Origin of the sequence: Vulgatibacter sp. (assembly GCF_041687135.1) — a bacterium.
GTDB lineage: Bacteria > Myxococcota > Myxococcia > Myxococcales > Vulgatibacteraceae > JAWLCN01.
Map to the genome: position 1 here is coordinate 92,188 of NZ_JAWLCN010000002.1, position 24,908 is coordinate 117,095.

Below are 24,908 nucleotides of genomic sequence, written 5' to 3' on the forward strand. Positions count from 1 at the left end.
AGCAGGTGTAATCGCTCGGCGGGCGCTGCGTCGGCTCCGGCGAACTACGGGGAAAGGAGCCCTTGAGATGAAGTCGTGGATCGTTTCGGCGGTGGGGATTTCGATGCTCGCGGGAGCGGGTTGCGCCGAGGAGGAGGGGAAGGTGGAGGAGAAGTATTCGCTCCGGGTGACGACGGACGGGCGGCTGGAGGCGGGCGCGGCGGAGCGGCTCTCCTTCGAGATCCGGGACGCCGAGGGCCAGCCGGTGGGGCCGGTGGACGTGGTCCACGAGAAGCGCTTCCACATCCTCGTGATGCCGCCGGAGCTCGACTTCTTCGCCCACCTCCACGGGGACGAGGGCGATCCCGCGCAGCAGGAAGCGGCCGATCCGAACGAGGTTCCCTCCGTCGAGGTCACCTTCCCCCGCGGCGGCGAATACCGCGTCTTCATCGAGTTCCAGCCCACCGGCGAGAGCCACTCGCACCTCGTCTCGGCGACCGTGGAGGTGGCGGGCGACGGGACGCCCGAGAACGTCCTCGCCTCGGACGAGTCGGGCGCCACCAGGACGGTCGGCTCCCACGCCGTCCAGCTCGAGAACCACGACGGGCACATCGTCCTGCAGGTCGAGACCGACGGCGAGCCCGCGGTGCTCGAGCCCTACCTCGGGGCAGCAGCGCACCTGGTGGTCGCGAAGGAAGGGGCACGGGAGCTCGTCCATGTCCATCCCACCGGCGACGGCGCGGACGGCACGGTGGAGTTCCAGGCGGCGTTTCCCGGGGGTGGGCGTTACCGCGCCTTCGCCCAGATGCGCCCGGACGGCGAGCTGATCACGGTGCCCTTCACGCTCCACGTTGCCGACAAGCCGGACGGCGGCGGCGGGCACGGGCATTGATCGTTCACCCGAGGTGAAGGGCGTGGGGCTGCCCGTTTTCGGGCGGCTCCGCTAGAGTGCGGCCTTTCCGTCCTTCGAACGAAAGGTCCCCTCATGCGCCTTCTCAAGCGTGTTGCCCTGGCACTCGTCGTCCTCGCGGCCGTCTTCCTCGGCGTCGGCATGTTGCTGCCGTCCGCCTGGCATACCGAGCGCTCGGTCGAGATCGCGGCGGGCAGCGAGCACATCCTCCCGCTGATCGAGACGCCGGCGCGCTGGGAGGAGTGGGCGCCGTGGAACAAGACGCGCTACCCCGACATGCAGGTCGAGTTCGCGGGCGAGAAGGCCGGCGCCGGCGCGAAGTGGAGCTGGAAGGGCCAGTCGAGCGGCAACGGCAGCATGACCATCACCCGCGCCTCCGCGGACTACGGGATCGACTTCGACCTCGCCTTCGAAGGGCACGAGCCGTCGAAGGGCTCCATTCGTCTGGAGCCCTCCGCCGGCGGGACGAAGGTCACGTGGTCGATGTGGGGCGACATGGGGATGAGCCCGATCGCCCGCTACTTCGGGCTGGTGATGGACTCGATGATGGCCCCCGACTTCGAGGCGGGCCTCGGCAAGCTCGAGACCCGCGCGAAGGAGGAGCAGGTGGTGGCGGAGAAGGCCGCCGCCGAGGCGAAGGCCCGGGCAGAGGCCGAAGCTGCAGCCGCAGCGGCGGCAGCGGCGCAGGCCGTCGCCGAGGAGATGGAGGCCGCCGAGTAGCTGCCGGGAGAGCGAGCATGCAGGTATGGCTGGCCACCGATGCCGCGCATCGCGCGCTCACCGAGGACGACCGCATCCTCGCCGCGGCCCTCGCGGGCAACGGCGTGGAGGTGGCGGCGGCGGTCTGGAGCGAGATGTCGCTCCCGCCCGCTCGCTCCGTCGACGCGGTGATCGTCCGTTCGTGCTGGGAGTACCACCTCCACGCTGCGGCATTCGCCCGGTGGCTCGACGAGCTCGACGCCGCCGGGATCCCCGTCCTCAATCCCACGCCGCTGATCCGCTGGAACCTCCACAAGCGCTACCTGCTCGAGCTGGCGGCCCGCGGCGTGGCGATCGTTCCGACCGCCCTGGTGCCGCAGGGAGCGGCCCCTTCGCTTCGGGCGCTCCTCGTGGAGACGGCGTGGCGGGAGGCGGTGGTGAAGCCAGCGATCTCCCTGGGCGCGTACGAGACCTGGCGGGTCGCGGCGGACGCCGTGTCGGCAGCGGACGAGGAGCGGTTCGCAGCCAGCTGCGATGCAGGTGACGTGCTGCTGCAGGCCTACGTGCCGGCGATCGAGAGCGAGGGCGAGTGGTCCCTCGTCTTCATCGGGGGCGCGTACTCCCACGCAGTGAGGAAGCGCCCCCGCCCCGGTGATTTCCGGGTGCAGACCGATTTCGGTGGCAGCGTCGCCGCCGAGTCGCCGCCCGCCGTGCTCGTCGCCGACGCGAGCAAGGTGCTCGCCGCCCTCCCGATGCCTCCGGCCTACGCACGGGTGGACGGCATCGACGTCGGCGGCCGCCTCGTGCTCATGGAGGCGGAGTGCATCGACCCCGTCCTCTACTTCCGCTTCGCCCCCGCCGCCGCCGAACGGCTCGCAGCGCTGGTGCTCGACCTGCGGTGAGCACCACGCTCGAGCATTCGGTGGACGTTCTCACCAGGCCGAGCAGCCGGGGCGCCCCCTGCCGGTGACCCGCTGGGCCATCTGGGAGCCGCGGGCGCCGGCAGCGCGCGAAGCCCCGCCCCTGCCTAGATTCGGTGGGCGCGGCCTCCCGGCCGCCGGAACGTCTTCACCCGGGGGTAAATCGATGGACGGAGCGACGATGCTGGCGCCTCGCAAGGTGGCCGGCGATACGACTTGCCTGGGCGGCTACCTGCCGGTGCCGGGGCTCGGCCTCATCGCCTGCAACGCCTTCCTGCTCCAGTCGACCGAGCCGGTGCTCGTCGACACCGGGCTCCTTCCCCTGCGCGAGCAATTCCTCGAGCAGCTGCGGGCGGAGCTCCCCCTGTGGGAGATCCGCTGGATCTGGCTCACCCACGTCGATCCCGATCACACCGGCGCCCTCGACGCGATCCTGCAGGAGGCGCCGAAGGCGAAGGTGATCACCACCTTCATCGGCCTCGCCAAGCTGGATCTGCAGATGCGCGCGCCGCCACCGGAGCGGGTCTACCTGCTCAACGCCGGCGAACGCCTCGACGTCGGCGATCGACAGCTCCTCGCCCAGGCGCCGCCCACCTTCGACGCGCCGGAAACCACGGGGCTCCTCGACTCCCGCACCGGCGCGTTTTTCAGCGCCGACAGCTTCGGCGCCGTGCTTCCCGAGCCGAGCCTCCGCGCCACCGACGTCGATCCGCTGCAGCTGCGGCAGGGCTGCCTCACCTGGGCGCGGATCGACGCCCCGTGGCTCGGGATGGTCGATCGCGCCGCCTTCGAGCGCAGCCTCGAGTTCGTGCGCAGGCTGGCGCCGCCCTGGGTCCTGAGTTCGCATCTGCCGCCGGCACAGGGCATGGTCGACACGCTCCTCGACCACCTCGCGGACGCCCCCGCAGCGGCGCCCTTCGTCGGTCCGAACCAGGAGGCCTTCCTGGCGATGATGCCAGCGAGCTGACGCGCTGGACGAAGCCGACGCTAGTGCGAAAATTCGCTGCCGCGAACCCGCACTATCGAGGGCCGGCCACCGCGCGAGATACCGCGTTTCACACCGTGTTCCGGTGTTCGAGACGAGGTTCACCGTGCAGTTGCAGCTCTCTTCGCTTCCGCCCTCCCCTGTTGCTCCCGCCTCCCGTGCCTCCCACCACGTCGCCTTCGTCCGCGCCCTCGTGGAGAAGGGTGGACCGGTCCCGGCCGACTTTCCCGCGATCGGTACGTGGCTCAACGAGCTGCGCAGCGATCTGGCTGACGGCTCCCTCGACGCCGCCGGCATGGCGGAGGTCCGGGCTGCATTCGGCGACGCGCTCTCGGTGGAGACGGTGCAGGGTATGGCGTACGTGAAGCCCCGCGGCTACGCCGGCGACTTCGAGGTGATCGACCGGATCTACCGGCTCCACGCTGCCCCGCAGCAGCACCTGCGCCGCTGGGACGAGTGCGTGCACGCCCTCGGCGCGACCAGGGCGGTGCGCAACCGCAAGAGCTACTTCCACCGGCTCCTCGAGGCCTACGAAGCGAGCCATCCGGAGGCAGCGCGCCTCACCGTGCTCAACGTCGCCAGCGGCCCCGGCCGCGACATGTACGAATACCTGGAGATGCAGCTCGCGACCCGGGTCCATTTCGACTGCGTGGAGTACGACGCCAACGCGATCGAGTTCGCTGGCGACCTCTGCCGCGACCACGCGTCACGCGTCGGCTTCACCCAGGCCAACGTGCTCCGCTTCAAGTCGCAGAAGCGCTACGGCCTGATCTGGTCTGCAGGGCTCTTCGACTACTTCGACGACCGCCGCTTCGTCCTCGTGCTGCGCAGGCTGCTCGCCTGCCTAGCCGAGGAGGGCGAGCTCGTCGTCGGCAATTTCGCCACCGGCCACGCCAGCCGCGACTACATGGAGCTGGTCTGCGACTGGAACCTCCACCACCGCAGCCCCGAGGATCTCGTCGAGCTGGCGCTGCAGGCTGGCGTCGCCCGCGAGGACATCCGCGTGGGCCGCGAGGAGGAGGGCGTGAACCTCTTCCTCCACCTCAAGCGCGGCGCCGCCTTCGTGGAGCGGTAACGCCCCCCGCTCGCGGCAGCCCTGCCGCTTGCCTCCCGACCCGCCGGGCGACCCCGTGTTGGCCGCCCCGGCCCGGATTTGGCGCTGGAAGGATCGGTGCCAACCCTTGGCGGCGATCCGGCGGCGGTCGGTGTCCTCGCAGCGAGGGCGCCGTTGCGGTCCGCCCCCGCCACGAGAGGGAGGCCCGAGATGAAGAGCCGCGCAATCGAGTTCCTGCTGGCCGCAGCGGTCGTCGCGGCGCTGGTCGCTTGCAAGACGCCCGATGCGGCGCGCACGTCCCCTGCACAGGAGGGGCTCGAGGGGGAGGCGGCGCCGGGCGATCTGGAGGGGCTCGCCGATCGACTGCGCGCCGACCTCGAGAAGAGCGGCTACGAGGTGGCGAAGGGCGGGACGAAGCTCTTCACCATCGACGACTGCAAATACGCCGTCGAGTCGGTGGGCAATTGCTACGGCAACAACCCCGTCGCCCCCTACGTCTTCGCCACCCTTCCCCTCTGGCCGGACGAGTTCGCCGACGAGGCGATGGAGGGCGCGTTCGGGCCGACGGAGGACGATACGTCGGCGACCTTCCGACTCGACGAGCGGGAGGCGATCGTGGTCCTCGCCCAGCTCCCGCCGCCGGGGGCCTATTTCGGGATCCAGACCTACCTCTACGGGCGCGAGGGGGCGATCGACGAGAGCGATCCCCTCTACGAGAAGGTCCCGGCCGAGCTGCGCCACCTGCTCTTCGCCACCACCCCCAATCCGAAGCGGGCGCTGGTCTTCGCCAGCATGGGCAACAGCAACAATGCCGCGCTCGTCGAGCGGGAGACCGGCAGCGCCTTCGGCCAGCAGCGCTATTTCGTGATCACGCCAGACGCCGCCATGGACCGGGCGGTGCGCGAGGCGCTGGGGCGCGCCGGCGTCGGCGACCCGAGCCACGTCTTCACCGAGCCCATTCCGGCGGAGCTCGCCAGGCTCGGCCTCGGCCCCGAAGCGGACGACTTCATGACCATCCTTCGTTATGCGGAGCCGAAGGACCGGAAGGCCGGCGACGCATGGCGCAAGGAGCTGCCGCTCGTCGTCCTCCGGGCCCGCGAGAAGGACCGCTCACGGCAGGCGGAGCCCTACCCCACCCCTGCCTACGACGAGCGCTCGGCGCAATCCGAGCTGGAGCTCGCGGACGAGCTCGAGGGGCTGGTCGAGGCGGTGAAACAGAAGTGGGCGCAGCCCGATGCGGCGGTGAAGGAGTTCTTCAGCGCCTATTCGGAGATCGATCTCGTCGGGCAGCACTGCGTCGGGCGACCGATGAATTGCCTCGGCGACACCCAGGACACCGACACCTACCGGATCAGCCCGACCCACTCGATCGACGGGGGCGAGGTGATCGCCGTAGTGGGGGCACTCGCGACGGCGACCGGCAACGCGACCTACACCAACCTCGCGGTCAACCGCTTCGAGGTCCTCTCCGGCGTCGCCAACGTCTCCGATCCCGATCTCGCCGGAACCGCTGCCAGCTTCGGAGTCCAGAACTCGGACAAATTCTACGTCTACTTCTTCAGCCGGGATTGCACGGGCATCGAGAATTGCCGCGAGCTGCCCACCGACCTGGTGCCGGAAGGCGAGACGATCAAGATCATCCAGCGCAACTACATCCACCCGGGCACCGTCCGTGGTGCCGACCCGGAGCAGCTCCTCGAGCCGTGGTCGATCGTGCTCGACGGGAAGGCGCCGCGCTGAGCGGCGCCTGTCCCGGTCGAGGAGCACGGGGAGCTGCGGTCACCAGCCGCAGCTCCAGAGCACCGGCTGGTTGCCGCCGAGGAGGCCGAAGCTGGAGGACCAGTCGCCCTCCTCGCGCCAATAGCCGGGGACGTCCCACTCGGCGCCAGCGCAATAGCTGAGCGCGTAGGGGTCCCGGTTGAACCACTCGGTGCCGTCCTGGCAGATCACCGAGATCCCGCCTGCGTCGACCACCATGTCCACCGTGCCGCTCGCCGTGCCGATCGAGATGCTGGTGTCCGTCTCGACGAACCAGCCGCAGGTATTGCCGGCGGGATCCTCCATCGAGAAGCTCCAGTGGTGCCAGGCCGAGAGCGGCTCGGTCACCGGCTCCTCGAAGAAGACCGCGCTGCCGTCGGGGTAGTAGCAGGAGTAGCCGTGGTCGTAGAAGACGCCGCCGTAGCGACCGGAATACGTCTGCGGCGCGCACGCCTCGGCTTCGGCGACGGCGACGTCCCAGCAATTCCAGTTGGCGAGCCAGCCGCAGTCGAGGTGGTAGACCGGCGGGCCGGGGGGCGGCTCCGGCAGGGGCTGCGGCTCGGGGTGCGAGATGTAGTGGCGGTCCGGTCCATCGTCTGCGACGACGAGGCAACCGCTGAGGCTGGCTGCGAGAACGAGGGGGAGAAGCTTCTGCATCGGAGCACCATCCTTCCGGTCTCTCCGACGCCGCCTGCCCACTCCCTATTCAGGCGGCCTGGCGGCGCTGGCCACTGCGGCAAAAGAAAAACCCCGCAGGTCCGAGGGACCGGCGGGGTTTTCTGTGGCGGGCGATGCGGGATTCGAACCCACGACCTTTGGCTTCGGAGGCCAACGCTCTATCCAGCTGAGCTAATCACCCACAAGCGCGTGAAGCCCGGCGTATGTACCCAGAAGATCCGCCGAAGGCAAGGGCGAATCACCCGCCTCCGTCACGTCGTCGCCGCACGGAAAGCGACGAGGCCTCCCACCAGAACCGCCAGGGCGAGGGCGACCATCCCGAGGCTGGCCAGGGCACGCCACCGCGAGAAACGCTGCGCCTCGGCGAGCCCCACCACCAGCACCACCGCGGCCCAGAGCCAGGTGAGCCGCTCGAAGGGCCAGAGCACCAGATACGCGACCCGCCACCAGAACGGCGCCGTCTCGCCTGCGGGCGCTGCGCCGCCGGCGGCGAAGTAGAGGCTCCACAGCCCGTCGACGAGGAGGAAGGGCAGCGCGCTTCCCACGAAGACCGCAGCGACCACGGCGCCAGCCGCCCTGCCCCCCAGGGCCCTGCCCCCGTAGAGCGCCACCGCGGGCAGGAGCACGAAGCCGAAGAGGCTGGAGGCGAAGCGCTCCGGGCTGAAGAGGTCGACGTCGGTCATCAGCCCCGCCCGCAGGCCGGCGAGGAGGCTGATCATCACGGCGAAGACTAAAGCGAAGCGCAGCGCCGCCCCCGAAGCAGCGAGATCGCGCAGCGAATCTGCGGGACGGACGGGAAAGCGGAGCGCGGAGCGAAGAAGCGGAGCCATCGTCTTCCACTCTACACGGGGCGCCTCCGGGCACGAAGGGGCCCGGAAAAGCGCCGCATTCGGCTGACAGGGCTTCCCCGCCCCAGTAGAGAGGCTAGATCCCCAGCAAGGAGGCAACGCATGCCCATCGTCTGCGGCACCGATTTCAGCCCCTCAGCAGCAGCTGCCGCCGATGCGGCGGCGGCGCTCGCCGCCCGGCTCGGCACCGAGCTCCACCTCGTGCACGTCCTCACCGGCACCGGGGACGAGATCCTCCTCGGGACGCCGCAGGAGTCGCTGCTCGATCCGCTGAAGCAGCTCCTCGACACCGAGACGGAGCGGCTCCGCGGCAAGGGGGTGCCGGTGCAGTCCTTCCTGCTCAGCGGCGCACCGGACGAGGTCCTCTCCGACCACGCGAAGAAGCTGGAGGCGCAGCTGATCGTGGTGGGCTCGGTGGGACGCCGGGCGGCGCTGCGCTGGGTGGTGGGCAGCACCTCGGAGCGCACCGCGCTCTCTGCCAGCTGCCCGGTGCTCGTCCTGCGCGACGCCGATCCCTTCGGCCCCTGGCTCCGGGGCGAGCGCCCCTTGCGGATCAGCCTCGGCGCGGACTTCTCCTCCACCACCGAGGCGGCAGTGCGCTGGCTCGAACGGCTGGCGGATCTCGGACCCTGCGAGATCTTCGTGACCCAGGTGGTCTGGCCCCCGGAGGCCCAGAGCCGCCTCGGCCTCCAGGGCCCCCTCGGTCTGCAGGATCTCGCGCCGGAGGCAGAGGAGTACGCGAGGCGGGAGCTCGGCGAACGGCTCAAGCCGCTCGAGCAGAAGGCCACGGTCCGCTACGAGATCCGGCCGGGCTACGGCAGGCCTGCCGACCACCTGGTGGGGATCGCCACCCGCGACCGCGTCGATCTCATCGTGGTGGGCACCCACCAGCGCAGCCGCCTCGACCGGGTCCGCTACGGCTCGGTCTCCCGCGGCGTGCTCCACGCCGCGCCCATGGCGGTGGTCTGCGTGCCGCCCCTCGTCGAGAAGGAGCTCGGACCGGTGCCGAGCTTCGGCAGGGTGCTGGCCTCCACCGACTTCTCGGAGCACGGCGACCGTGCCACCCGCACCGCCTACGCCTCGCTTCCCGCCGGCGGGATCGTGCGCCTCGTCCACGTGGTGGAGCGCACGGTGAGCAACCCGATCTACGCCCAGTACGGCGTCGGCGAGGTCCCCGCAGACGACGAGGCACGGGCCCGGGAGAGCCTCGCCATGCACCTGCGCTCGCTGGTGCCGCCCGAGGCGGAGGAGCTCGGGATCGTCACCGAGGTCGAGGTGGTCGAGTCGAACGATCCGGCTGTGGCGATCGCCCAGGCTGCGGAGCGCTTCGGCGCCGACCTGATCTGCATCGGCACCCGCGGGCGCACCGGGATCGGCAAGGCGGTGCTCGGCTCGGTGGCGGAATCGGTGATCGCGCGCACCAGGCGCCCGGTGCTGGTGGTGAAGCCGATCGAAACCTGACCGAGGCATTCAGGCCGTGCGCCGTGTTATGGTGCGCGGCCTTGCCCGGGTGGCGAAACGGCAGACGCGACCGACTTAAAATCGGGTGTCCGCAAGGACGTGCGGGTTCGAGTCCCGCCCCGGGCACCACCATCCCATCAGCGGCAGCTACCGCAGCGGCTCTACGGTGAAGCGGAGCCACGTGGACGAGCCGTGGCTGCTGTAGACGATCTGCCGCATCATCGAGGCGTTGAGCTCCACCCAGCCGTAGTGGAGCCGCCGCGCGAACTTGCCATCCCCCTTGTCGACGAAGAGGAAGAAGTCGAGCGTGTCCTTCTTCTGGAGCTCGACCTCGAGCGTCTCGTCGAAGACGGGCTCGGGGTGCCCTTCGCGTACCGCGGTCCGGCCCACCTGCCTGCCGGCGACGTGGACCGCGACGTAGGACGCCGTCCCGTCCGCGAGCACGTCGGTCACGGGGCTGACCTGCTCGATGTGGAACCGATACCGCCGCGGCAGCGCCGGCAGGCATTCGCCCTCGATCGAGATCGAGACCTCGTCGCAATGATCGGAATCGCTACCGAGCCCACAGCCGAGCAGCGCGAGCATCGGCACGAAGAACCAACGTCTCATCAGACCCACCCCAATTCACCGGCAGCGTAGTCGCACGGGCAGGCGGCCAGCAATGGCGGAAGCACGGCCCGATCGACATGCTTGGAACACCGTCATCGAATGAAGCCTGCCCGCCGAGCGTTCCGCTCCTCGGACCACGCTCGACCGCCCGAGGGGGAATTGGGACAGAAGCTCGACTTCGCGCTGGCCGTGCTCAACGGCGCCATCGGTGATCACCTCGACCGCACCGGCAACGGGCTCGCGACGGAGATGGCCTTCGTGCGCGCCGGCGCGTCCGTTCCTGCCGCAGCGGCTGCGCCCGCGGAAGCGAGCGGCAGGCTGGTGGTCCTCGTGCACGGGCTGATGTGCACCGAGACGGTGTGGCGCCAGCCGGACGGTGGCGACTTCGGCAGCCAGCTCGAGCGCGACCTAGGCTACACGCCCCTCTACCTCCGCTACAACTCGGGTCGGTCCCTCGCCGAGAACGGCGCGGCGCTCGCACGCCTGCTCGAAGAGCTGATCGACACCTGGCCCGTGCCCGTGGAGGAGATCCTCCCGCTCGGCTACAGCATGGGCGGCCTGGTGGTGCGCAGCGCCTGCCACGTGGCGGCGCGCGCGCCCTCGCGCTGGCTCGGCAAGGTCCGCCGCGCGATCTACGTGGGCACGCCCCACCGCGGCACGCCGCTCGAGCGGCTCGGCAGGCTCACCACCCGCGTGCTCCGCGGCGTGGACGATCCCTACACCCGGCTCATCGCGGAACTCGGCGACCTGCGCAGCGACGGCATCAAGGATCTCGGCGACGCCGATCTGCGCCACGAGGACCGCACCGCCCGGCTCTCCCTGCGCGACCGGCGCCACCCGGTGCCCCTCCTCCCATCGATGGAGCATTTCCTCGTCGCCGGCGCCCGCTGGACCGATCCCCGGATCGTCCTCCTCTTCGGCGACGCGATGGTGCCGCTCCCCTCGGCGACGGACGGCGCGTGCGCGACGCCACAGGGCGTGGCGCTGCCGCCCGATCACGTGCACATCGTCCCGGGCATCGCGCACATCGATCTGCCGCGCCGGGTCGTGGTCTACGAAGCGATCCGAAGGTGGTGCGAGCGATGAACGACGCACGTGCGCAGTGGCGGGGGCTCCAGGCCCTGGTGCAGGAGGCGGTCGACCAGGGCTCCCGCGCGATCGAGCAGGTGCAGCTGGAGACGGCGAAGCGGCCGTTCCGGGTCCTCGAGCAGCTGCCGGCGATCGGGCCGGTGGCGGGCGTCGTCCACGCTGCCCACACGATCTCGGTGATGACCAGCCACGCCATCGTCCGCACCGTGAACGAGGCGGCGGGCGCTGCGCTGGCGCAGGTGATCGACGTGGTGGCGAGCGACCGCCGGCGCTGAGCCGCAGCCGGATTCGTTGGCGATCCGAGCGACTTTCCTTTCCCCACCGGTGCCCACCACCAGCCTGTGGCAGTGCGGAAATCCGCACCCCCGGTGGGCGCAGAGGCCGTGCTACTCCGCGCCCCCTTGCAACATGTGGCGCCGACGAGCGCCCTGGGGGTCGTAATGCTTGCGGAGATGCGGCGGGGGCTGCTGGTGGCAGCCTCGCTGGTGGTGCTGGTGGGCGCCGGTTGTGGCGGCGGCGAGGGGAGCGGCGGGGGCGCTGGTGGCAGCGGCGCTGCCGGCGGCAGTGGCGGCACGGGCGGCGTCGGCGGGTCCGGCGGCACGGGTGGCACCGGTGGCACTGGCGGCGGCACCGCGCCCTCCTGCAGCGACGACGAGCAGAACGGCGACGAGACCGACGTCGATTGCGGCGGCTCTTGCGAGCCCTGTGCGGTGGGCGGCAGCTGCGAGAGCGACGACGACTGCCAGAGCGCCTGGTGCAACGAAGGCAGCTGCGGCGACCCGGCCTGCGACGACGGCGTGCGCAACGGCGACGAGACCGGCGCCGACTGCGGCGGCAGCTGCGCCCCCTGCGAGGTCGGCGGCACCTGCGAGGCGGGCAGCGATTGCGAGAGCGGCGCCTGTACCAACGGCGTCTGCACCGCGCCGAGCTGCACCGACGGCGTGAAGAACGGCGTCGAGACCGGCCTCGACTGTGGCGGCGGCGATTGTGATCCCTGCCCGCCCGGCGAGGGCTGCAACTTCCCCGACGAGTGCCAGAGCGGGCTCTGCAACGACGGTCTCTGCGCAGCCCCGGCCTGCGACGATGGCGTGCAGAACGGCAACGAGCCCGCCATCGACTGCGGCGGCGACTTCTGCGCCCCCTGCGCCGAGGGCAGCGCCTGCAACGTCGGCGGCGACTGCGACAGCGGCGTCTGCACCGACTCGATCTGCCAGGCCCCGACCTGCAGCGACGGCGTCCAGAACGGCGACGAGCTCGGCCCCGACTGCGGCCAGAGCGCCTGCGGGAGCAGCTGCCCTGCAGGTGCCGGCTGCTACGACGGCTGGGATTGCGACAGCCAGGTCTGCACCGACGGGATCTGCCAGGCCCCCTCCTGCACCGACGGCATCACCAACGGCGCCGAGCGCGACGTCGACTGCGGCGGCGACTGCGGCCCCTGCGCCGACGGCCTCTCCTGCGACACGCCGGACCAGTGCCAGAGCGGCGTCTGCGTCTTCGAGCGCTGCCGTGCGAGCACCTGCAACGACGGCGTGCAGAACGGCGCCGAGACGGCGATCGACTGCGGCGGTGGCAGCTGCGCCGGCTGCGGCAACGGGCAGGCCTGCAACGGCAGCGAGGACTGCGCCTTTGGCACCTGTGACGGCGGCCTCTGCAACGACAACTGCAGCAACGGCGTGCGCGACGGAGACGAGACGGCCATCGACTGCGGCGGTTCCTGCGGTCCCTGCAACGAAGGCCTCGCCTGCAACACCGACGCGGACTGCGCCACCCTCGCCTGCGACGGCAGCACGTGCAACGCGCTGCCGAGCTGCACGCAGATCCTCGTCCGGCATCCCGACGCACCGAACGGCACCTACCGGATCCGGCCCGACCCCGCGGGCAACGCCGAGACGGTCACCTGCGACATGACCACCGACGGCGGCGGCTGGACGCTGGTGGCCTCGACCGCCTGGGTGCCGCTGCAGGACCAGGCCTCCGCCCCCTACGCGAACCTCGCCACCCTCACCCCCAACGACATCGAGCCCGGCGTGTGGGGCGGCATGCGGAGCGTCATCGCCGGTGAGAGCGACATCCGCTTCACCTGCAAGACGGACCGCGCCTCGGAGGTGATGGCGGTCGATCTCTCCTTCTACGACAACGACTGGTACCGCATCGTCACCACCGGCGCGGAGTCGGAGAGCTGCTTCAACGAGAACAACGGCATCGGCCAGGACGGCATCCCCGCCCGCCGCGACAACGTCGCCGACGCCTACCGCGCCGAAGGCGTGCAGTGGACCTACGGCTACTTCGAGGGTGAAGACGCCTGCGCCGACGCCCAGGACTTCACCGTCGACTTCACCGACCGCGGGATGGACAGCGACGAGAGCGACGGCACGGATTGGGGGATGGACGACGGCTACATCAAGTGCGGCGCCCGGGACGCCGGCGAAGCCTGGTTCGTCTGGGTCCGCGAGACGCGGCTCCCTGCCTCCTGCGCGCAGCTCCTCGAGCTCACGCCCACCGCGCCGTCGGGCGTCTACACGATCCAGCCGGGCCTCTCTTCGCAGCCGGTGGAGGTCTACTGCGACATGACCACCGACGGCGGCGGCTGGACGCTGGTCTCGTCGAGCGCCACGCCGGTGAACGACGAGGCCGGCGTGCACCACGAAGGCCTGCTCACCCTCGAGCCCGCGGGCTACTACGCCGGCGTGTGGAGCGGGATGCGCGAGGCCTACCCCGGGAGCACCGACATCCGCTTCGCCTGCAAGCTGGCGGCGACCGATGCCGCGATGGCGGTGGACCTCTCCTTCTACGACACCGATTGGTACCGGATCATCACCACCGGCACCGACGCCCAGTCCTGCTTCCACCCGGTCGGCCAGACCCCGGAGGCGGTGTTCGCGCGGCGCAACAACCTCACCGGCGTGGCCCTGCCGCTGGGCGACGCGTGGACGCAGCCCTTCGTCGGCGAGGACAGCTGCAACGACATGAACGACTTCACCGTCGACTTCGACGATCGCGGCATGGACAACAACCAGAACGACGGCACCGACTGGGGCAAGGACGACAACGAGCGCAAGTGCGGCACCACCGGGGCCGGCGGCGCGTTCTTCGTCTTCGTGCGCTGATCGAACGCTCGAAATGAAGGCGGCCGCCCTGCACCGGGGCTGCCGCCTTCGTTTTCGGGTCGCGAGAAGGGGCCAGCGCCTCCTGCTCAGTGGGCGAGCTCGGCTGCAGCCTCTCGCCCCGCCCCGGGCCTCGCGCCCTGGCGCTCCTCCTCGCCGATCGCCTCCCGCAGTGTGTCGATGGCGAGGCGCAGCGCGGCCCGTGTCGCCGGCGTCTCGGCGAGCGGGTTGAGCATCACGAAGTCGTGCATCGTGCCGAGGAAACGCGCCGCCTCCACCCGCACGCCGGCTGCGGCGAGCTTGCGGGCGTAGGCCTCGCCTTCGTCGCGAAGCACGTCGCTCTCGGCCACGATGAGCAGGGTGCGCGGCAGGCCGCGCAGCTGATCTTCGCTCGCGCGCAGCGGCGCTGCGTCGGGTCCCTTCCGCATCCCCTCGTCGGGAAGGTAGTTGTCCCAGAACCACTTCATCCCGGCGCGGGTGAGGAAGTGGCCCTCGGCGAACTCGCGGTAGGAGCCGGTGTCGAGATCGGCGTCGGTGACCGGGTAGAAGAGCACCTGGCAGGCGATCGCCGGTCCACCCCGCTCCTTCGCGTACCGTGCGACGACGGTTGCAAGGTTGCCGCCTACGCTGTCGCCGACCACCGCAATGCGGCTGGCATCGAGCCCGTTCGCGCTCCCCTCCCTGGCGATCCAGGTGGCGACCGCCCAGGCCTCCTCGAGCTGCGTGGGATATTGCGCGTCGGGGGCCAGCGTGTAGTCGACGAAGACGACGGCGGCGCCGACGCCGCTGGCGAGCTCGCGGATCAGGCGGTCGTGGGTGTCCTTGCCCCCGAGCACCCAGCCACCGCCATGGGTGTAGAGGATGACCGGCAGCTCGCCGCCTGCGCCCTGCGGCCGGACGATCCGGATGCGGACGTCGCCGTTCTGGCCGCCGGGCACCGTGCGATCCTCGATCGCCGCCGGTGGCTTCGCCACCTCCTCGCCTGCCTGCACGCTGGAGAGGACCTGGCGCGCGTCCTTCGGATCCAGCTCCCAGATCGGCTTGCCGCCTGCCGCGTTGCCCGCATCGAGAAAGCGCCGCGTCGCAGGCTCGACGTTCGGAGATACCTTCGCTGCCATGTGCCCTTCCCCCGGTTCGTGTGGCGCTACATGCGTAGCCACGACGAACCGGGGAGGCGGGACGGCCCACGGCCAGGTGGGCCGGTCGTCAGTGGACGGAGAGCGCGGCGCCGGGCTTGTCGTGGGTGGCCAGCTTGTCGAGCAGCAGCGCGCTCGGCTCGTTGACGCCGGTGAAGACGACCTCCACCCCACGGGCCTTGAACTTGAGCACCACCCGGTCCACCGCTGCCACCGCCGAGGCGTCCCAGACGTGGGCGTGGGTGAGGTCGATCTCCACCCGCTCGAGCGCCTCGCGGAAGTCGAAGGCCTGCACGAAAGCCTCCACCGAGACGAAGAAGAGCTCGCCGGTGACCACGTAGATCCTGCTGCCGGCGCGGTCGGTGGTGGAGGTGACCTGGATCAGCTTGGCCACGTGGCGGGCGAAGAAGACGGCGCTGAGCACGATGCCCACCAGTACGCCCATGGCGAGGTCGTGGGTGGCGACCACGGTGCCCACGGTGGCGACCATCACGATGGTCTCGGGGATCGGCATCACCTTCATCCCCTTGAGCGACGCCCACTCGAAGGTGCTGAAGGAGACCATGAACATCACCGCCACCAGCGCCCCCATCGGGATCGCCGCGACCCACTCACCGAGAACCAGGATGAAGCCGAGGAGGAAGACGCCGGCGAGGAAGGTGGAGAGACGGCCACGGCCGCCCGACTTCACGTTGATCACCGACTGGCCGATCATCGCGCAGCCCGCCATGCCGCCGAAGAAGCCGGTGACGATGTTGGCGATGCCCTGCCCCTTCGCCTCGGCGTGTTTGTTGCTCGAGGTGTCGGTCATCTCGTCCACCACCGAGGCGGTGAGGAGCGACTCGATCAGGCCGACCATCGCCAGCGCCACTGCGTAGGGGCCGATGATCTTCAAGGTCTCGAAGGTGAAGGGCACCTCCGGGATGTGGAAGAAGGGCAGCGCGGTGGGCAGCTGGCCCATGTCACCCACGGTGCGCAGGTCGAGGCCGAGCACGAGCGAGACGCCGGTGAGGACGACGATCGCCACCAGCGGCGAGGGCACGGCCTTCGTGATCCGCGGCAGGCCGTAGATGATCGCCAGGCCCGCGCCGACCATGGCGAACATCTGCCAGTTGGCCCCCTCGAACTGGGGCAGCTGGGCCATGAAGATGAGGATCGCCAGCGCGTTGACGAAGCCGGTCATCACCGACCGCGGCACGAATTTCATGTAGCGGCTGAGGCGAAGGAGCCGGAAGCCCACCTGGAGCACGCCGGTGAGGATGGTGGCGGCGAAGAGGTATTCGAGCCCGTGGTGCTTCACCAGGGTAATCATCAGGAGCGCCATCGCGCCGGTGGCGGCGGAGATCATGCCGGGCCTGCCGCCGAAGATCGCGGCAGTCACCGCGATGGTGAAGGAGGCGTAGAGGCCGACCTTGGGGTCGACGCCGGCGATGATCGAGAAGGCGATCGCTTCGGGGATGAGCGCGAGGGCCACGGCCATGGCGGCGATGGTGTCGCCGCGGACGTTGCCGAACCATTCGGACTTGAGGCGAGCGAGATCGAGGCGGGGCAGGCGCAAGCCTGCCCGCTGGGCATTCGTCTGGTGCAAGCGTTGGACTCGTGAGGCGAAGAGGAAGCGGCGCACGCAGGGCGCCGCAAGGCGGCGACGGCCCACCGGCCCCGAAAGGCAGGCGTCACGTCGCCGGCACGGCGAAGATCGCAGCAGCGCTCAGGGTGGCGTCAGGCTGATCGCCTGGATTCCGTTCGCCTGGCGGCGGATGTCGACAAGGGCGCGCATCGGGATGACCAACCGGGCGGTAAGAGAAAGCAATCCCGCCGCGGGCGCGCGCCTTATCGCCTCATTCGCCGCGGATGGCAAGCCCTCCGCCGCCGCCGAAGCTGCGCGCCGCCTCGAAGAGGAGCGAGAGCACCACCACGATGGCGCAGCCCACCACGTTGAACCAGAGGAAGCCCAGCTCCGAGGCGAAGAAGAGCGCCGCCACCACCGCCTGCGCCACCAGCGCCGCGAGGAGCACCGGGGTGGCGGTCACGCGCTTCAAGAAGAAGGCGACGACGAAGAGGCCGAGCACCGTGCCGTAGAAGATCGAGCCGAGGATGTTCACCGCCTCGATCAGGTTGTCGACCAGCGAGGCGAAGCTGGCGAAGCCGATGGCCACCAGCCCCCAGAGGACGGTGAAGCCCTTCGAGACGAGCAGATCGCGCCGGTCGTTCGCCGGCGCGCCCTTCTTGCCGAAGGCCCGCTTGTAGAGGTCGATGGTGCTGGTGGAGCCGAGGGCGTTGAGCTCGCTCGCCGTGGAGCTCATCGCCGCGCAGAGGATCACCGCGATGAGCAGGCCCACCAGGCCTGCGGGCAGGTAGCGCAGCACGAAGGAGACGAAGACGTAGTCGGCGTCCTTGGTCTCGGTGCCGGGGAGCGCCGTGGCCACCAGCGTCTTCGCCTCGCCGCGGATCTCCTTCGTCGCCGCTGCTGCGGTGCGGAGCTTCTCGCGGGCAACCGCCTCCACGGCGGCGTCCTCCCGGGCCGCCACCCAGGCTTCCGCAGCGGCGCGCTGCGTGGCGAAGGCGGTCTCGTAGCGCGCCTGCAGCTCGTGCAGCGCCGGCGCGTGGGAGGAGGCCTCCACCCGCTCGAGCGCCGCCTGGTTGAAGAAGAGCGGCGGCTGCTGGAAGAGGTGGAAGACGAAGACGAGCACGCCGATGAAGAGGATGAGGAACTGCATCGGCACCTTGAACATGCCGTTGAAGAGCAGCCCCAGCCGGCTCTCGGTCACCGAGCGCCCCGAGAGGTAGCGCTGCACCTGCGACTGATCGGTGCCGAAGTAGGAGAGCGCGAGGAAGAAGCCGCCGGTCATCCCCGACCAGAAGTTGTAGCGGTTGTCGAGGTCGAGGTCGAAGCTCACCACGTTCATGCGGTCGAGGGCGCCGGCGAGCCCAACCGCTGCGGGCATGGAGACGTTCTCGGGGAGCCGCCAGACGATCACCACCGCGGCGACGATCATGCCGCCCATCATCACGATCATCTGCTGCTTCTGGGTCTGGCTCACCGCCCGGGTGCCGCCGGAGACGGTGTAGGCGATGACCAGCAGGCCGATGGCGACGATGAGCCAGTCGAGGGGCCAGCCGAGGATCGAGCTCAGGATGATCGACGGGGCGTAGATGGTGATCCCCGCAGCGAGCCCGCGCTGGATCAGGAAGAGCACCGCACCCAGATAGCGCACCCGGTGGTCGAAGCGGTGCTCGAGGTATTCGTAGGCGGTGTAGACCTTGAGCCGGTAGTAGATCGGCACGAAGACCGCCGCGATCACCACCATCGCCAGCGGCAGCCCGAAGTAGAACTGCACGAAGCGCATCCCGTCCTCGTAGGCCTGCCCCGGCGTGGAGAGGAAGGTGATGGCGCTGGCCTGGGTGGCCATGATGCTGAGGCCGATGGTCGGCCATTTGAGGGAGCTGTCGCCGCGGACGTAGCTCTCCATCGTGGCGACGCCGCGGGATTTCCACGCGCCGTAGATCACGATGAAGCCGATGGTGGCGACGAGGACGGACCAGTCGAGCGACGTCACGAGACCCACCGGGTGAGGACGTAGAAGAGGATCACGAGCACCGCCAGCTCGGCGAGCACCAGGGTGTAGACGTTCTTCCAGGTGCCGAGGAAGGGAGGCGGCTCCTCCGTCGCGTCACGCGCCGGCGCTGCCGACACCGCAGGCGCCGGGGCTTCGCTTTCGAGGTCGGGGACGACGTGCTTCTGCATGCTCACGGGCGGGCCACCAGGTTGCTCAGGAGTCGGTAGGCGCCGGGGACCCCGGCGCGCAGCTGTCGGAAGAAGGCGAGGCCGGTGTAGACGTAGCGGCCCCTGCCGTGGCGGGCGACGAGGGTGCTGCCCTGCAGCTTGCCCTCGCCCGGATCCGCCGCCTCGAAGAGCGGCTGGTAGCGCTCGTCCCACTTCGTCGCGAAGTAGAGGCCGCGCTCCTGCACCCAGCCCTCGAAGTCCGCAGCGGTGATCCGGTTGGGGGCGGCCAGGAGCGGGTGATCCGCCTGGAGCGCGATCATCTCCGCGGTCTCGTCGGTGATCCGATCCCTGCCGATCTCGAGGGGGAAGGGTCCGATCGGCGTGTCGAGGCGATCCCAATTGCTCGAGGTCACGTACTGCACCACCACCGTGCCGCCGCTCTCCACGTAGCGCATCAGCCGCTCGTGGGCGGCGCGGAGCGCGGGCCTGGTGTTGTAGGCGCGGATGCCGACGATGATGGCGGCGTAGCGATCGAGGTCGCCGGCGCGCAGGGTGTCGTCGTCCACCAGCTCGACGGCGGCGCCCACGTGGTGCAGGTCCTCGGCCACCGAGTCACCGGATCCCTGCACGTAGCCGACGAGCCCTGCGGGAAGCTGGATCTCGAGGGGCGAGAGGCGCAGCCGCGCAGGCTGGAGCACCACCTGCACCGGGATGTGCGGGTAGTCGATCACGTCCTCGCGGAACGACCAGCGTTTGCCGGCCACGGTGATCGAGGGCTGGATCTCCGTGGGCGCTGCACCTGCCGGCGCCTCCACGTCGAAGCGCACGGTGGTCTCGTCGCCGGCCTTCGCGAGCTTCACCTCGCGCGAGGCGGGCTTCGCCTTCCAGCCTGCGGGCAGGCCGAGCTCCACCCTGCCCTGCACCCCGTCGGCGCCGGCGCGGATCCGCAGGGCGACGGCGCCGGGCTTGCCGTTGGGGAGGAGCACCGCCTCGCGGGTGGGCGTCAAGGTCGCCGGCGGCACCACGAGGAAGGGGCGCGTGCGCTCGCCGTGGACCCGATCGACCCAGGCGTGGACCACCGGGACGTCGTAGCGGATCGCCGCGCCACCGATATCGAAGGTGGCGGCGACGAAGGCTGCCGCAGGCCCGCGGGGCGCGCCAACGAGGCTGCGATCCGCCACCGCGTAGCTGCCCCGCGACGCCTCGCCTGCGAGCCAATAGGGCGCGGAGATGGCGGCGTCCGCGGGGATGCGCAGGCGGTGCTTCACCAGCTCCCGCTGCTCCGGCGCCAGCTTCACCCCGGGCCGCAGCACCTTGCCGTCGGGGAAGGCCACCTCGCGCAGCTGCACCCCCGCAGGCAGGCGGGCGAGGACCTCGAGCTCCACCTCCACCTCGCTGCCGGGGACGGCGGCGGGGCTCGGCGCGGTGGCGCGGAGGAAGAGCCCCGCTGCACCGGCGATCACCTCGTCGAGATCCCGCCGCGCGTCCTGCACGCGGGGATCGTCCGGCAGCGCCGCCAGCGCGACCCGGGCCTCGACCAGCGCGGGGAGGGCGCGCTCGGGATGGTCGCGTACGAGGGTGGCCCGGGCCTTCTCGAGGGCCTGCCCCACCCGCTCGCCGCCCTTGCCGAAGCGACGCCAGGAGAGCTCCACGCCCTCGACCAGATCCTTCTCCGCCCGCGTGCCGGCGACGTGGACGAAATGCTCGAGGAGCGCGCCCCGCTCGCCCTTCGCGCCGAAGCCCTGGCTCTTGTGCTGGCTGCGCGAGAGCGCGGCGAGCTCGCCGTATCCGAGCCCGAGCCGCACGTCGTAGCCGCCGACGTCGAGGGGCAGCGCCCCTGCCGGCGCAGGGCCGCGCCAATGCGAGTGGTTGTAGACGAGGCGCGTCGCCTGCCAGGGCTCCAGCCCCTGCGCGGGAAAGCGCTTCGGATCCGCCGCAGCGTCGAAGGCCTCCCGGGCCAGGATCGCCGAGGCGGTGTGGTGGCCGTGGTTGGGCGGCGTCTCGTCGAAACGGGTGACGATCACGTCGGGGCGGAAGGTGCGGATCACCTGCACCATGTCGCCCAGCGCCGCTTCCCTGCCCCAGATCCCGAAGGTCTCCTCGGCGCTCTTGGAGAAGCCGAAGTCGCGCATGGTGGAGAAGCGCTGCTCGGCTCGGTCGAGGCCGCGGGCAGCGAGCAGCTCCTCGGTGCGGATCACGTCGAGGAGCTCGCCCTGCTCCCCGCCGATGAGGTTCTGGCCACCGCCGCCGCGGGTCATCGAGAGGTAGGCCACCCGCAGGTGCCTGCCGTTCGCGAGGTGCGCGAGGAGCCGGGTGTTCTCGTCGTCGGGGTGGGCCGCCACGTAGAGCACGCGGCCGGTGCCGGCGAGGCGGTCGAGGGCGTGGGCGAGATCGCCTGCGTGCATCGGGGACTCCGTGGCGCCGGCCAGCGCGGGAAGGAGCAGCAGGGAGAGCGCGAGGGCGAGGCGCGGGATCATCTCTTCTCCGGGGGCCGCCGCAGGAGGAGCTCGCGAAAATAGCGCTCGTAGCGATCGAGCGCGGGCTCGCGGCGGTAACGTTCGAGGACGTGGGTGCGGGCGGCGCTGCCGAGGCGCTCGCTCGCACCGGGGGTTTCGAGGGCGGCCCGCACGGCATTGGCGAGGGCTTTTGCGTCGAAGGGCTCGACGAGCCTGCCGACCTCGGCCGGCACCACCTCGGGCAGGCCGCCGACGCGGTAGCCGAAGACCGGCACCCCTGCAGCGAGCGCCTCGAGGGCGGCGACGCCGAAGCTCTCGCACTCGCTGGGCAGGAGGAAGGCGTCCGCGTGGCGGAGCCACTCCACGAAGGAGGCCTGCTTGCCGAGGAAGTGGATCTGTCCGTCGAGGCCGAGGGCCTTCGCGCGCTCCTCGACGAGGGGACGATCGGGTCCGTCGCCGACGAGCACGAGGCGCGCCGGGAGGTGGTGGCGCAGCAGCGCGAGGACCTCGATCAGATCGCCGGTTCGCTTCACCGGGCGGAAGTTGGAGACGTGGAAGAGCACCGGGCCCTCTTCCGCGCGCGGAAAGAGCGACTGCAGCCTGGCCCGATCGCGCACCTGCGGCGGGGCGAAGCGCTCGCTGTCCACGAAGTTGGCGATCACCTCGATCGGCAGATCACCCGGAAGCTGGAGCCGCGCCCGGGCCTCGTCGCGCAGCCAGGCGGAGGGGACGGTGACCCCGTCGGAGGCGGCGATGGCGGCGCTGGTGATCGAGCGGTAGCTCGGATCGGAGCCGGTGCGGGTGACGTCGGTGCCGTGGAGCGAGGTGACGAGGAGGGGCGCCTGCACGCCGAGGAGCTGCTTCGCCAGGAGCCCGCTCGCCACGTGGGGCACGGCGTAGTGGACCTGGAGCAGATCGAGGCGGTGCGCCCTGCAGACGTCGACGATCTTCGAGGCCACGGCGAGCCCGTAGGGCGCGTGCTCGAAGAGCGGGTAGTCGGGGACCCGGATCTCGTGGAAGGTGAGGCCGGGCTCGTCGCCCGTGATCCGCCCGGGCCGCGCGGTGGAGAGCAGGTGCGCGTCGTGACCGCGCTCGGCGAGGCCCCGCGCCAGCTCGGAGGCCACCACGCCGCTGCCGCCGAAACTGGGGAAGCAGACGATGCCGATCGAGAACTTCATCGCAGCGGCTCGAAGGCGTGCGCCTCGGGGAAGGGGTTGTCGCGGAAGTGGCGCAGGGGATCGACGAGGCCCGGCACGTTGGGGCTGCGCAGCGCCTCGCCGCAGGCGACGCCGATGAGGCTGCCGACGAAGCGATCCCGCGCCTCGATCGCGTCGAGGGCGCGGCTCGAGGAGAGGAGCGTGGCGTCGCCGCCGGGGGGCCTGCGCACCTGGCTGCCGTAGCAGGCGATCGCCTCGCGCTTCCGCTCGGCGGCGGCGGAGGTGTCGATCACGAAGGTCGGCTCCATCCGGTGGCGGAGCTGGTAGTGGAGCACCTGCCTGGGGACGAAGCGTTCGGAGGCGGGCTCCGTCTCGAAGCGCCGCACGCCTGCGTAGAAGATCGCCTTCTGGAGCAACGCCGCTGCCGCTACGTGGTCGGGGTGGCGTTCCTCCACCCAGGGCAGGAGCACCAGCTCCGGCCGGTGGCGGCGGATCACCTCCACCGCCTTTGCGATCTGCGCTCGATCGGAGGCGTCGAGGCCGGTGTCCGGGAGGCCGAGGTCCTCGCGGAAGGCGAGGCCGAGGATGCGGCTCGCCGCCTCCGCCTCCCGGGCGCGCTCCTCGGGCGTGCCGAGGCTCGCCTTCTCGCCGCGGGTGAGATCGACGACGCCGGTGCGGTAGCCGAGATCCGCGAAGCGGATCATCGTGCCGCCGCAGAAGATCTCCACGTCGTCGGGATGGGGCCCGAAAGCGAGTACCTCCACGCCATAGGCGCTCAAGGCTCGATCTCCAGCAGCGAGCCGTCGAAGGGGCGCACCGACGCGAGGATCGTCTCGAGGAAGGCGCGGTCGCCGTAGCGGGCGCCGTACCAGGCGAACCCGTGGTTCCGCTCCTGCGGCGCACCCTTCGGGTGGAGGAGGCGCTGCAGCTTGCGCACGTCGGCGACGACGGCCTCGTCCCGGTGGAGGCGCGCTCTTTCGTAGCGCGTGGCGAAGCGCTCCGCGGCGACGCGGACGCTGGTGCGCGTGCGGGCGAGGGCCTTCTCGAGTTCGCCACGCAAGGGGACCGCCACCTCGTCCAGCGTCTGCTCGAAAGGCGCGAGGAGCGATCGAAGGACCGCCGCGCCGTCGGGGAGCTCGGCCCTGCTACATCGGGCGAGGAGCGCCTCCTCGAGCTGCGCCGCGTCCTGCGGCGCGAGATCGTGGCGGACGAGGAGCCGCCTCGCCCGGGGCTCGATCACCCGGAAGCGGGCCCGGGGCACCACCAGCGGCATCCGCTTGTCGAAGGCGGCGTAGAGCGGCGCGAGCTGGGCGAAATAGGCGATCTCGCCGGGGCCGCCGACATAGGCGGCGGTGGGCAGGAGGGTGTCCTGCAGGATCGGCCGGAGGAGCGCGCTGGTGCTGAAGGCGAGCGGCTCCGCCTCGAGGCGCTCGAGCAGCGCCTGGCGGGTGTGCCTGCCGCTGCCGCCCACCTCGGCGAAGTGTGCGTCGAGGCGGTAGCGGGGCCCCGTCGGCCCGTCGGGATGAAAGAAGGAGAGCGGCGCCTCCTCGCGGACGTGGACCGCCACGTCGAAGCCCGCCGCCTCGAGGCGCTCGCAGCCTGCGCGCAAGCCGCGGGCGATGAGCTCCGCGCCCTCGAGGGCCCTGCGGTGGATCGGCACCGCTGCAGCTGCGAAGGCCGGGGTGCGGGGATCGAGGAGGACCAGCCCCTCGTCGGCGAAGAGCTCGGCGAGGAGGCCCGCGAAGGCTTCGCCCCAGCCGGCGCCGGCGCGGTAGTGGCGCCCGATCCGCTCGAGGTGGGCGGGACCGTGGGGCAGATCCTCGAGGAGCTCGCGGAGCTGCGCGAGCTGCCCTTCGATCGCCGCAGGGATCTTCCGGTGGGCGATCGAAATCCGATCGCTGGCTGCGGCGGGGAGCGCCAGGTGGGCGAGATCGCCGCTTGCCGTGGGCAGGCAGCAGCCGGCGATCTCGGGCAGGTCGTGGTCCTCGGTCTGCAGCCAGAAGACCGGCACCACCGCGGCGCCGCTCTCCTCCGCCAGCGCCCTCGCGTCCCGGATCGCCGCCGCCGCCTTGTAGACGGTGTAGAGCGGCCCGAGGAAGAGGCCGACCTGCTGGCCGGTGACCACCGCAGCGGCGCCCCGCCGCAGCGCCGCGAGGTGGGCGGCGCGGGCGGGGCTCGGTGCATGGCGGGCGTTCTGTCGTTCGAGCTCGTCGGCGACCGCCGGGTCGAGGGGGCGCACCGCCGCCGCGACCGCGCTGCGGCGGTCCGCTGCCGAGGTGGGCGTGAGCGGGAAGAAGGCCCTCGCCTCCCCCCGCAGATACGAATCGACCAGCCCTGCCAC

General features: G+C 71.0%; 21 protein-coding genes and 2 tRNA genes. 11 read left to right on the top strand and 12 right to left on the bottom strand.

Annotation, left to right across the window (positions count from 1 at the left end; all coding sequences use genetic code 11):
• Positions 1-67: 67 nt before the first annotated feature.
• The 6 genes from ACESMR_RS04340 to ACESMR_RS04365 all read left to right on the top strand — a co-directional run bounded on the left by ACESMR_RS04340 (position 68) and on the right by ACESMR_RS04365 (position 6,287).
• Entirely contained in the window at positions 68-871 is an 804-nt protein-coding gene (locus ACESMR_RS04340) for a hypothetical protein (RefSeq protein WP_373045388.1), read from the top strand.
• 93 nt (positions 872-964) lie between these two features.
• Positions 965-1,609 (top strand): SRPBCC family protein, encoded by a 645-nt coding sequence (locus tag ACESMR_RS04345; RefSeq protein WP_373045389.1) that lies wholly within the window; start codon positions 965-967, stop codon positions 1,607-1,609.
• Between the two features lie 17 nt (positions 1,610-1,626).
• Complete coding sequence (locus ACESMR_RS04350) at positions 1,627-2,490, top strand: RimK family alpha-L-glutamate ligase (RefSeq protein ID WP_373045391.1); 864 nt, start codon at positions 1,627-1,629, stop codon at positions 2,488-2,490.
• Positions 2,491-2,689: 199 nt separating this feature from the next.
• On the top strand, positions 2,690-3,475 hold the full coding sequence (locus tag ACESMR_RS04355) for an MBL fold metallo-hydrolase (RefSeq protein ID WP_373045393.1): 786 nt from the start codon (positions 2,690-2,692) through the stop codon (positions 3,473-3,475).
• 124 nt (positions 3,476-3,599) lie between these two features.
• Entirely contained in the window at positions 3,600-4,568 is a 969-nt protein-coding gene (locus ACESMR_RS04360) for a class I SAM-dependent methyltransferase (protein WP_373045395.1), read from the top strand.
• A gap of 189 nt (positions 4,569-4,757) precedes the next feature.
• Positions 4,758-6,287, top strand: coding sequence for a hypothetical protein (locus ACESMR_RS04365; protein ID WP_373045396.1), 1,530 nt, complete (start codon positions 4,758-4,760; stop codon positions 6,285-6,287).
• A 39-nt stretch (positions 6,288-6,326) separates the two neighbouring features.
• On the opposite strand, the gene ACESMR_RS04370 is transcribed toward ACESMR_RS04365, so the two are convergent.
• From ACESMR_RS04370 to ACESMR_RS04380, 3 genes are all read right to left on the bottom strand, one after another.
• On the bottom strand, positions 6,327-6,962 hold the full coding sequence (locus tag ACESMR_RS04370; RefSeq protein ID WP_373045398.1) for a hypothetical protein: 636 nt from the start codon (positions 6,960-6,962) through the stop codon (positions 6,327-6,329).
• A gap of 125 nt (positions 6,963-7,087) precedes the next feature.
• Positions 7,088-7,164, bottom strand: a tRNA-Arg gene (locus tag ACESMR_RS04375).
• Positions 7,165-7,234: 70 nt separating this feature from the next.
• Positions 7,235-7,813, bottom strand: coding sequence for a hypothetical protein (locus tag ACESMR_RS04380; protein WP_373045399.1), 579 nt, complete (start codon positions 7,811-7,813; stop codon positions 7,235-7,237).
• Positions 7,814-7,933: 120 nt separating this feature from the next.
• Here ACESMR_RS04380 and ACESMR_RS04385 point away from each other — a divergent pair, with 120 nt between their 5' ends.
• Both ACESMR_RS04385 and ACESMR_RS04390 read left to right on the top strand, forming a co-directional pair.
• Positions 7,934-9,292: a universal stress protein gene (locus tag ACESMR_RS04385; protein ID WP_373045400.1), complete on the top strand. Its 1,359-nt coding sequence runs from the start codon at positions 7,934-7,936 to the stop codon at positions 9,290-9,292.
• Between the two features lie 43 nt (positions 9,293-9,335).
• A tRNA-Leu gene (locus tag ACESMR_RS04390) sits at positions 9,336-9,421 on the top strand.
• 18 nt (positions 9,422-9,439) lie between these two features.
• Here the strand turns inward: ACESMR_RS04390 and ACESMR_RS04395 are convergent.
• Positions 9,440-9,901: a C2 domain-containing protein gene (locus ACESMR_RS04395; protein ID WP_373045401.1), complete on the bottom strand. Its 462-nt coding sequence runs from the start codon at positions 9,899-9,901 to the stop codon at positions 9,440-9,442.
• A 159-nt stretch (positions 9,902-10,060) separates the two neighbouring features.
• Between ACESMR_RS04395 and ACESMR_RS04400 the strand changes: the two genes are divergently transcribed.
• The 3 genes from ACESMR_RS04400 (at position 10,061) to ACESMR_RS04410 (ending at position 14,097) form a co-directional block, all read left to right on the top strand.
• Complete coding sequence (locus ACESMR_RS04400) at positions 10,061-10,987, top strand: esterase/lipase family protein (RefSeq protein WP_373045403.1); 927 nt, start codon at positions 10,061-10,063, stop codon at positions 10,985-10,987.
• A complete protein-coding gene (locus tag ACESMR_RS04405) occupies positions 10,984-11,265 on the top strand; it encodes a hypothetical protein (RefSeq protein ID WP_373045404.1) in 282 nt (93 codons plus the stop codon). The genes ACESMR_RS04400 and ACESMR_RS04405 overlap by 4 nt, the downstream gene beginning before the upstream one ends.
• A gap of 165 nt (positions 11,266-11,430) precedes the next feature.
• Positions 11,431-14,097 carry a fibrinogen-like YCDxxxxGGGW domain-containing protein gene (locus ACESMR_RS04410; RefSeq protein ID WP_373045406.1) on the top strand — a complete coding sequence of 889 codons (2,667 nt, stop codon included), beginning with the start codon at positions 11,431-11,433 and terminating at the stop codon, positions 14,095-14,097.
• A gap of 86 nt (positions 14,098-14,183) precedes the next feature.
• Here the strand turns inward: ACESMR_RS04410 and ACESMR_RS04415 are convergent, their stop codons facing one another.
• The 8 genes from ACESMR_RS04415 to bshC form a co-directional block, all read right to left on the bottom strand.
• Complete coding sequence (locus tag ACESMR_RS04415; RefSeq protein WP_373045408.1) at positions 14,184-15,212, bottom strand: alpha/beta hydrolase; 1,029 nt, start codon at positions 15,210-15,212, stop codon at positions 14,184-14,186.
• Between the two features lie 88 nt (positions 15,213-15,300).
• Positions 15,301-16,782, bottom strand: coding sequence for a SulP family inorganic anion transporter (locus ACESMR_RS04420; RefSeq protein WP_373046411.1), 1,482 nt, complete (start codon positions 16,780-16,782; stop codon positions 15,301-15,303).
• Positions 16,783-17,068: 286 nt separating this feature from the next.
• Entirely contained in the window at positions 17,069-18,787 is a 1,719-nt protein-coding gene (locus tag ACESMR_RS04425; RefSeq protein ID WP_373045409.1) for a sodium:solute symporter, read from the bottom strand.
• The gene (locus ACESMR_RS04430; protein WP_373045411.1) at positions 18,784-18,981 is read right to left on the bottom strand and encodes a hypothetical protein; all 198 of its coding nucleotides are present in this window, start codon (positions 18,979-18,981) and stop codon (positions 18,784-18,786) included. Before ACESMR_RS04430 ends, ACESMR_RS04425 begins: the two co-directional genes overlap by 4 nt.
• Complete coding sequence (locus ACESMR_RS04435) at positions 18,978-21,431, bottom strand: PIG-L family deacetylase (protein WP_373045412.1); 2,454 nt, start codon at positions 21,429-21,431, stop codon at positions 18,978-18,980. The genes ACESMR_RS04430 and ACESMR_RS04435 overlap by 4 nt, the downstream gene beginning before the upstream one ends.
• Positions 21,428-22,588, bottom strand: coding sequence for an N-acetyl-alpha-D-glucosaminyl L-malate synthase BshA (gene bshA, locus ACESMR_RS04440; RefSeq protein ID WP_373045413.1), 1,161 nt, complete (start codon positions 22,586-22,588; stop codon positions 21,428-21,430). Before bshA ends, ACESMR_RS04435 begins: the two co-directional genes overlap by 4 nt.
• Complete coding sequence (bshB1, locus tag ACESMR_RS04445; protein ID WP_373045414.1) at positions 22,585-23,346, bottom strand: bacillithiol biosynthesis deacetylase BshB1; 762 nt, start codon at positions 23,344-23,346, stop codon at positions 22,585-22,587. Before bshB1 ends, bshA begins: the two co-directional genes overlap by 4 nt.
• Complete coding sequence (gene bshC, locus ACESMR_RS04450) at positions 23,343-24,908, bottom strand: bacillithiol biosynthesis cysteine-adding enzyme BshC (protein WP_373045415.1); 1,566 nt, start codon at positions 24,906-24,908, stop codon at positions 23,343-23,345. Before bshC ends, bshB1 begins: the two co-directional genes overlap by 4 nt.

Excerpts from the sequence above, each read along its gene's own strand:
- ACESMR_RS04340 (WP_373045388.1), top strand. The coding sequence starts at position 68 with ATGAAGTCGTGGATCGTTTCGGCGGTGGGGATTTCGATGCTCGCGGGA.
- ACESMR_RS04345 (WP_373045389.1), top strand. The coding sequence starts at position 965 with ATGCGCCTTCTCAAGCGTGTTGCCCTGGCACTCGTCGTCCTCGCGGCC.
- ACESMR_RS04350 (WP_373045391.1), top strand. The coding sequence starts at position 1,627 with ATGCAGGTATGGCTGGCCACCGATGCCGCGCATCGCGCGCTCACCGAG.
- ACESMR_RS04355 (WP_373045393.1), top strand. The coding sequence starts at position 2,690 with ATGCTGGCGCCTCGCAAGGTGGCCGGCGATACGACTTGCCTGGGCGGC.
- ACESMR_RS04365 (WP_373045396.1), top strand. The coding sequence starts at position 4,758 with ATGAAGAGCCGCGCAATCGAGTTCCTGCTGGCCGCAGCGGTCGTCGCG.
- ACESMR_RS04370 (WP_373045398.1), bottom strand. The coding sequence starts at position 6,962 with ATGCAGAAGCTTCTCCCCCTCGTTCTCGCAGCCAGCCTCAGCGGTTGC.
- ACESMR_RS04380 (WP_373045399.1), bottom strand. The coding sequence starts at position 7,813 with ATGGCTCCGCTTCTTCGCTCCGCGCTCCGCTTTCCCGTCCGTCCCGCA.
- ACESMR_RS04385 (WP_373045400.1), top strand. The coding sequence starts at position 7,934 with ATGCCCATCGTCTGCGGCACCGATTTCAGCCCCTCAGCAGCAGCTGCC.
- ACESMR_RS04395 (WP_373045401.1), bottom strand. The coding sequence starts at position 9,901 with ATGAGACGTTGGTTCTTCGTGCCGATGCTCGCGCTGCTCGGCTGTGGG.
- ACESMR_RS04405 (WP_373045404.1), top strand. The coding sequence starts at position 10,984 with ATGAACGACGCACGTGCGCAGTGGCGGGGGCTCCAGGCCCTGGTGCAG.
- ACESMR_RS04410 (WP_373045406.1), top strand. The coding sequence starts at position 11,431 with ATGCTTGCGGAGATGCGGCGGGGGCTGCTGGTGGCAGCCTCGCTGGTG.
- ACESMR_RS04415 (WP_373045408.1), bottom strand. The coding sequence starts at position 15,212 with ATGGCAGCGAAGGTATCTCCGAACGTCGAGCCTGCGACGCGGCGCTTT.
- ACESMR_RS04435 (WP_373045412.1), bottom strand. The coding sequence starts at position 21,431 with ATGATCCCGCGCCTCGCCCTCGCGCTCTCCCTGCTGCTCCTTCCCGCG.
- bshA (WP_373045413.1), bottom strand. The coding sequence starts at position 22,588 with ATGAAGTTCTCGATCGGCATCGTCTGCTTCCCCAGTTTCGGCGGCAGC.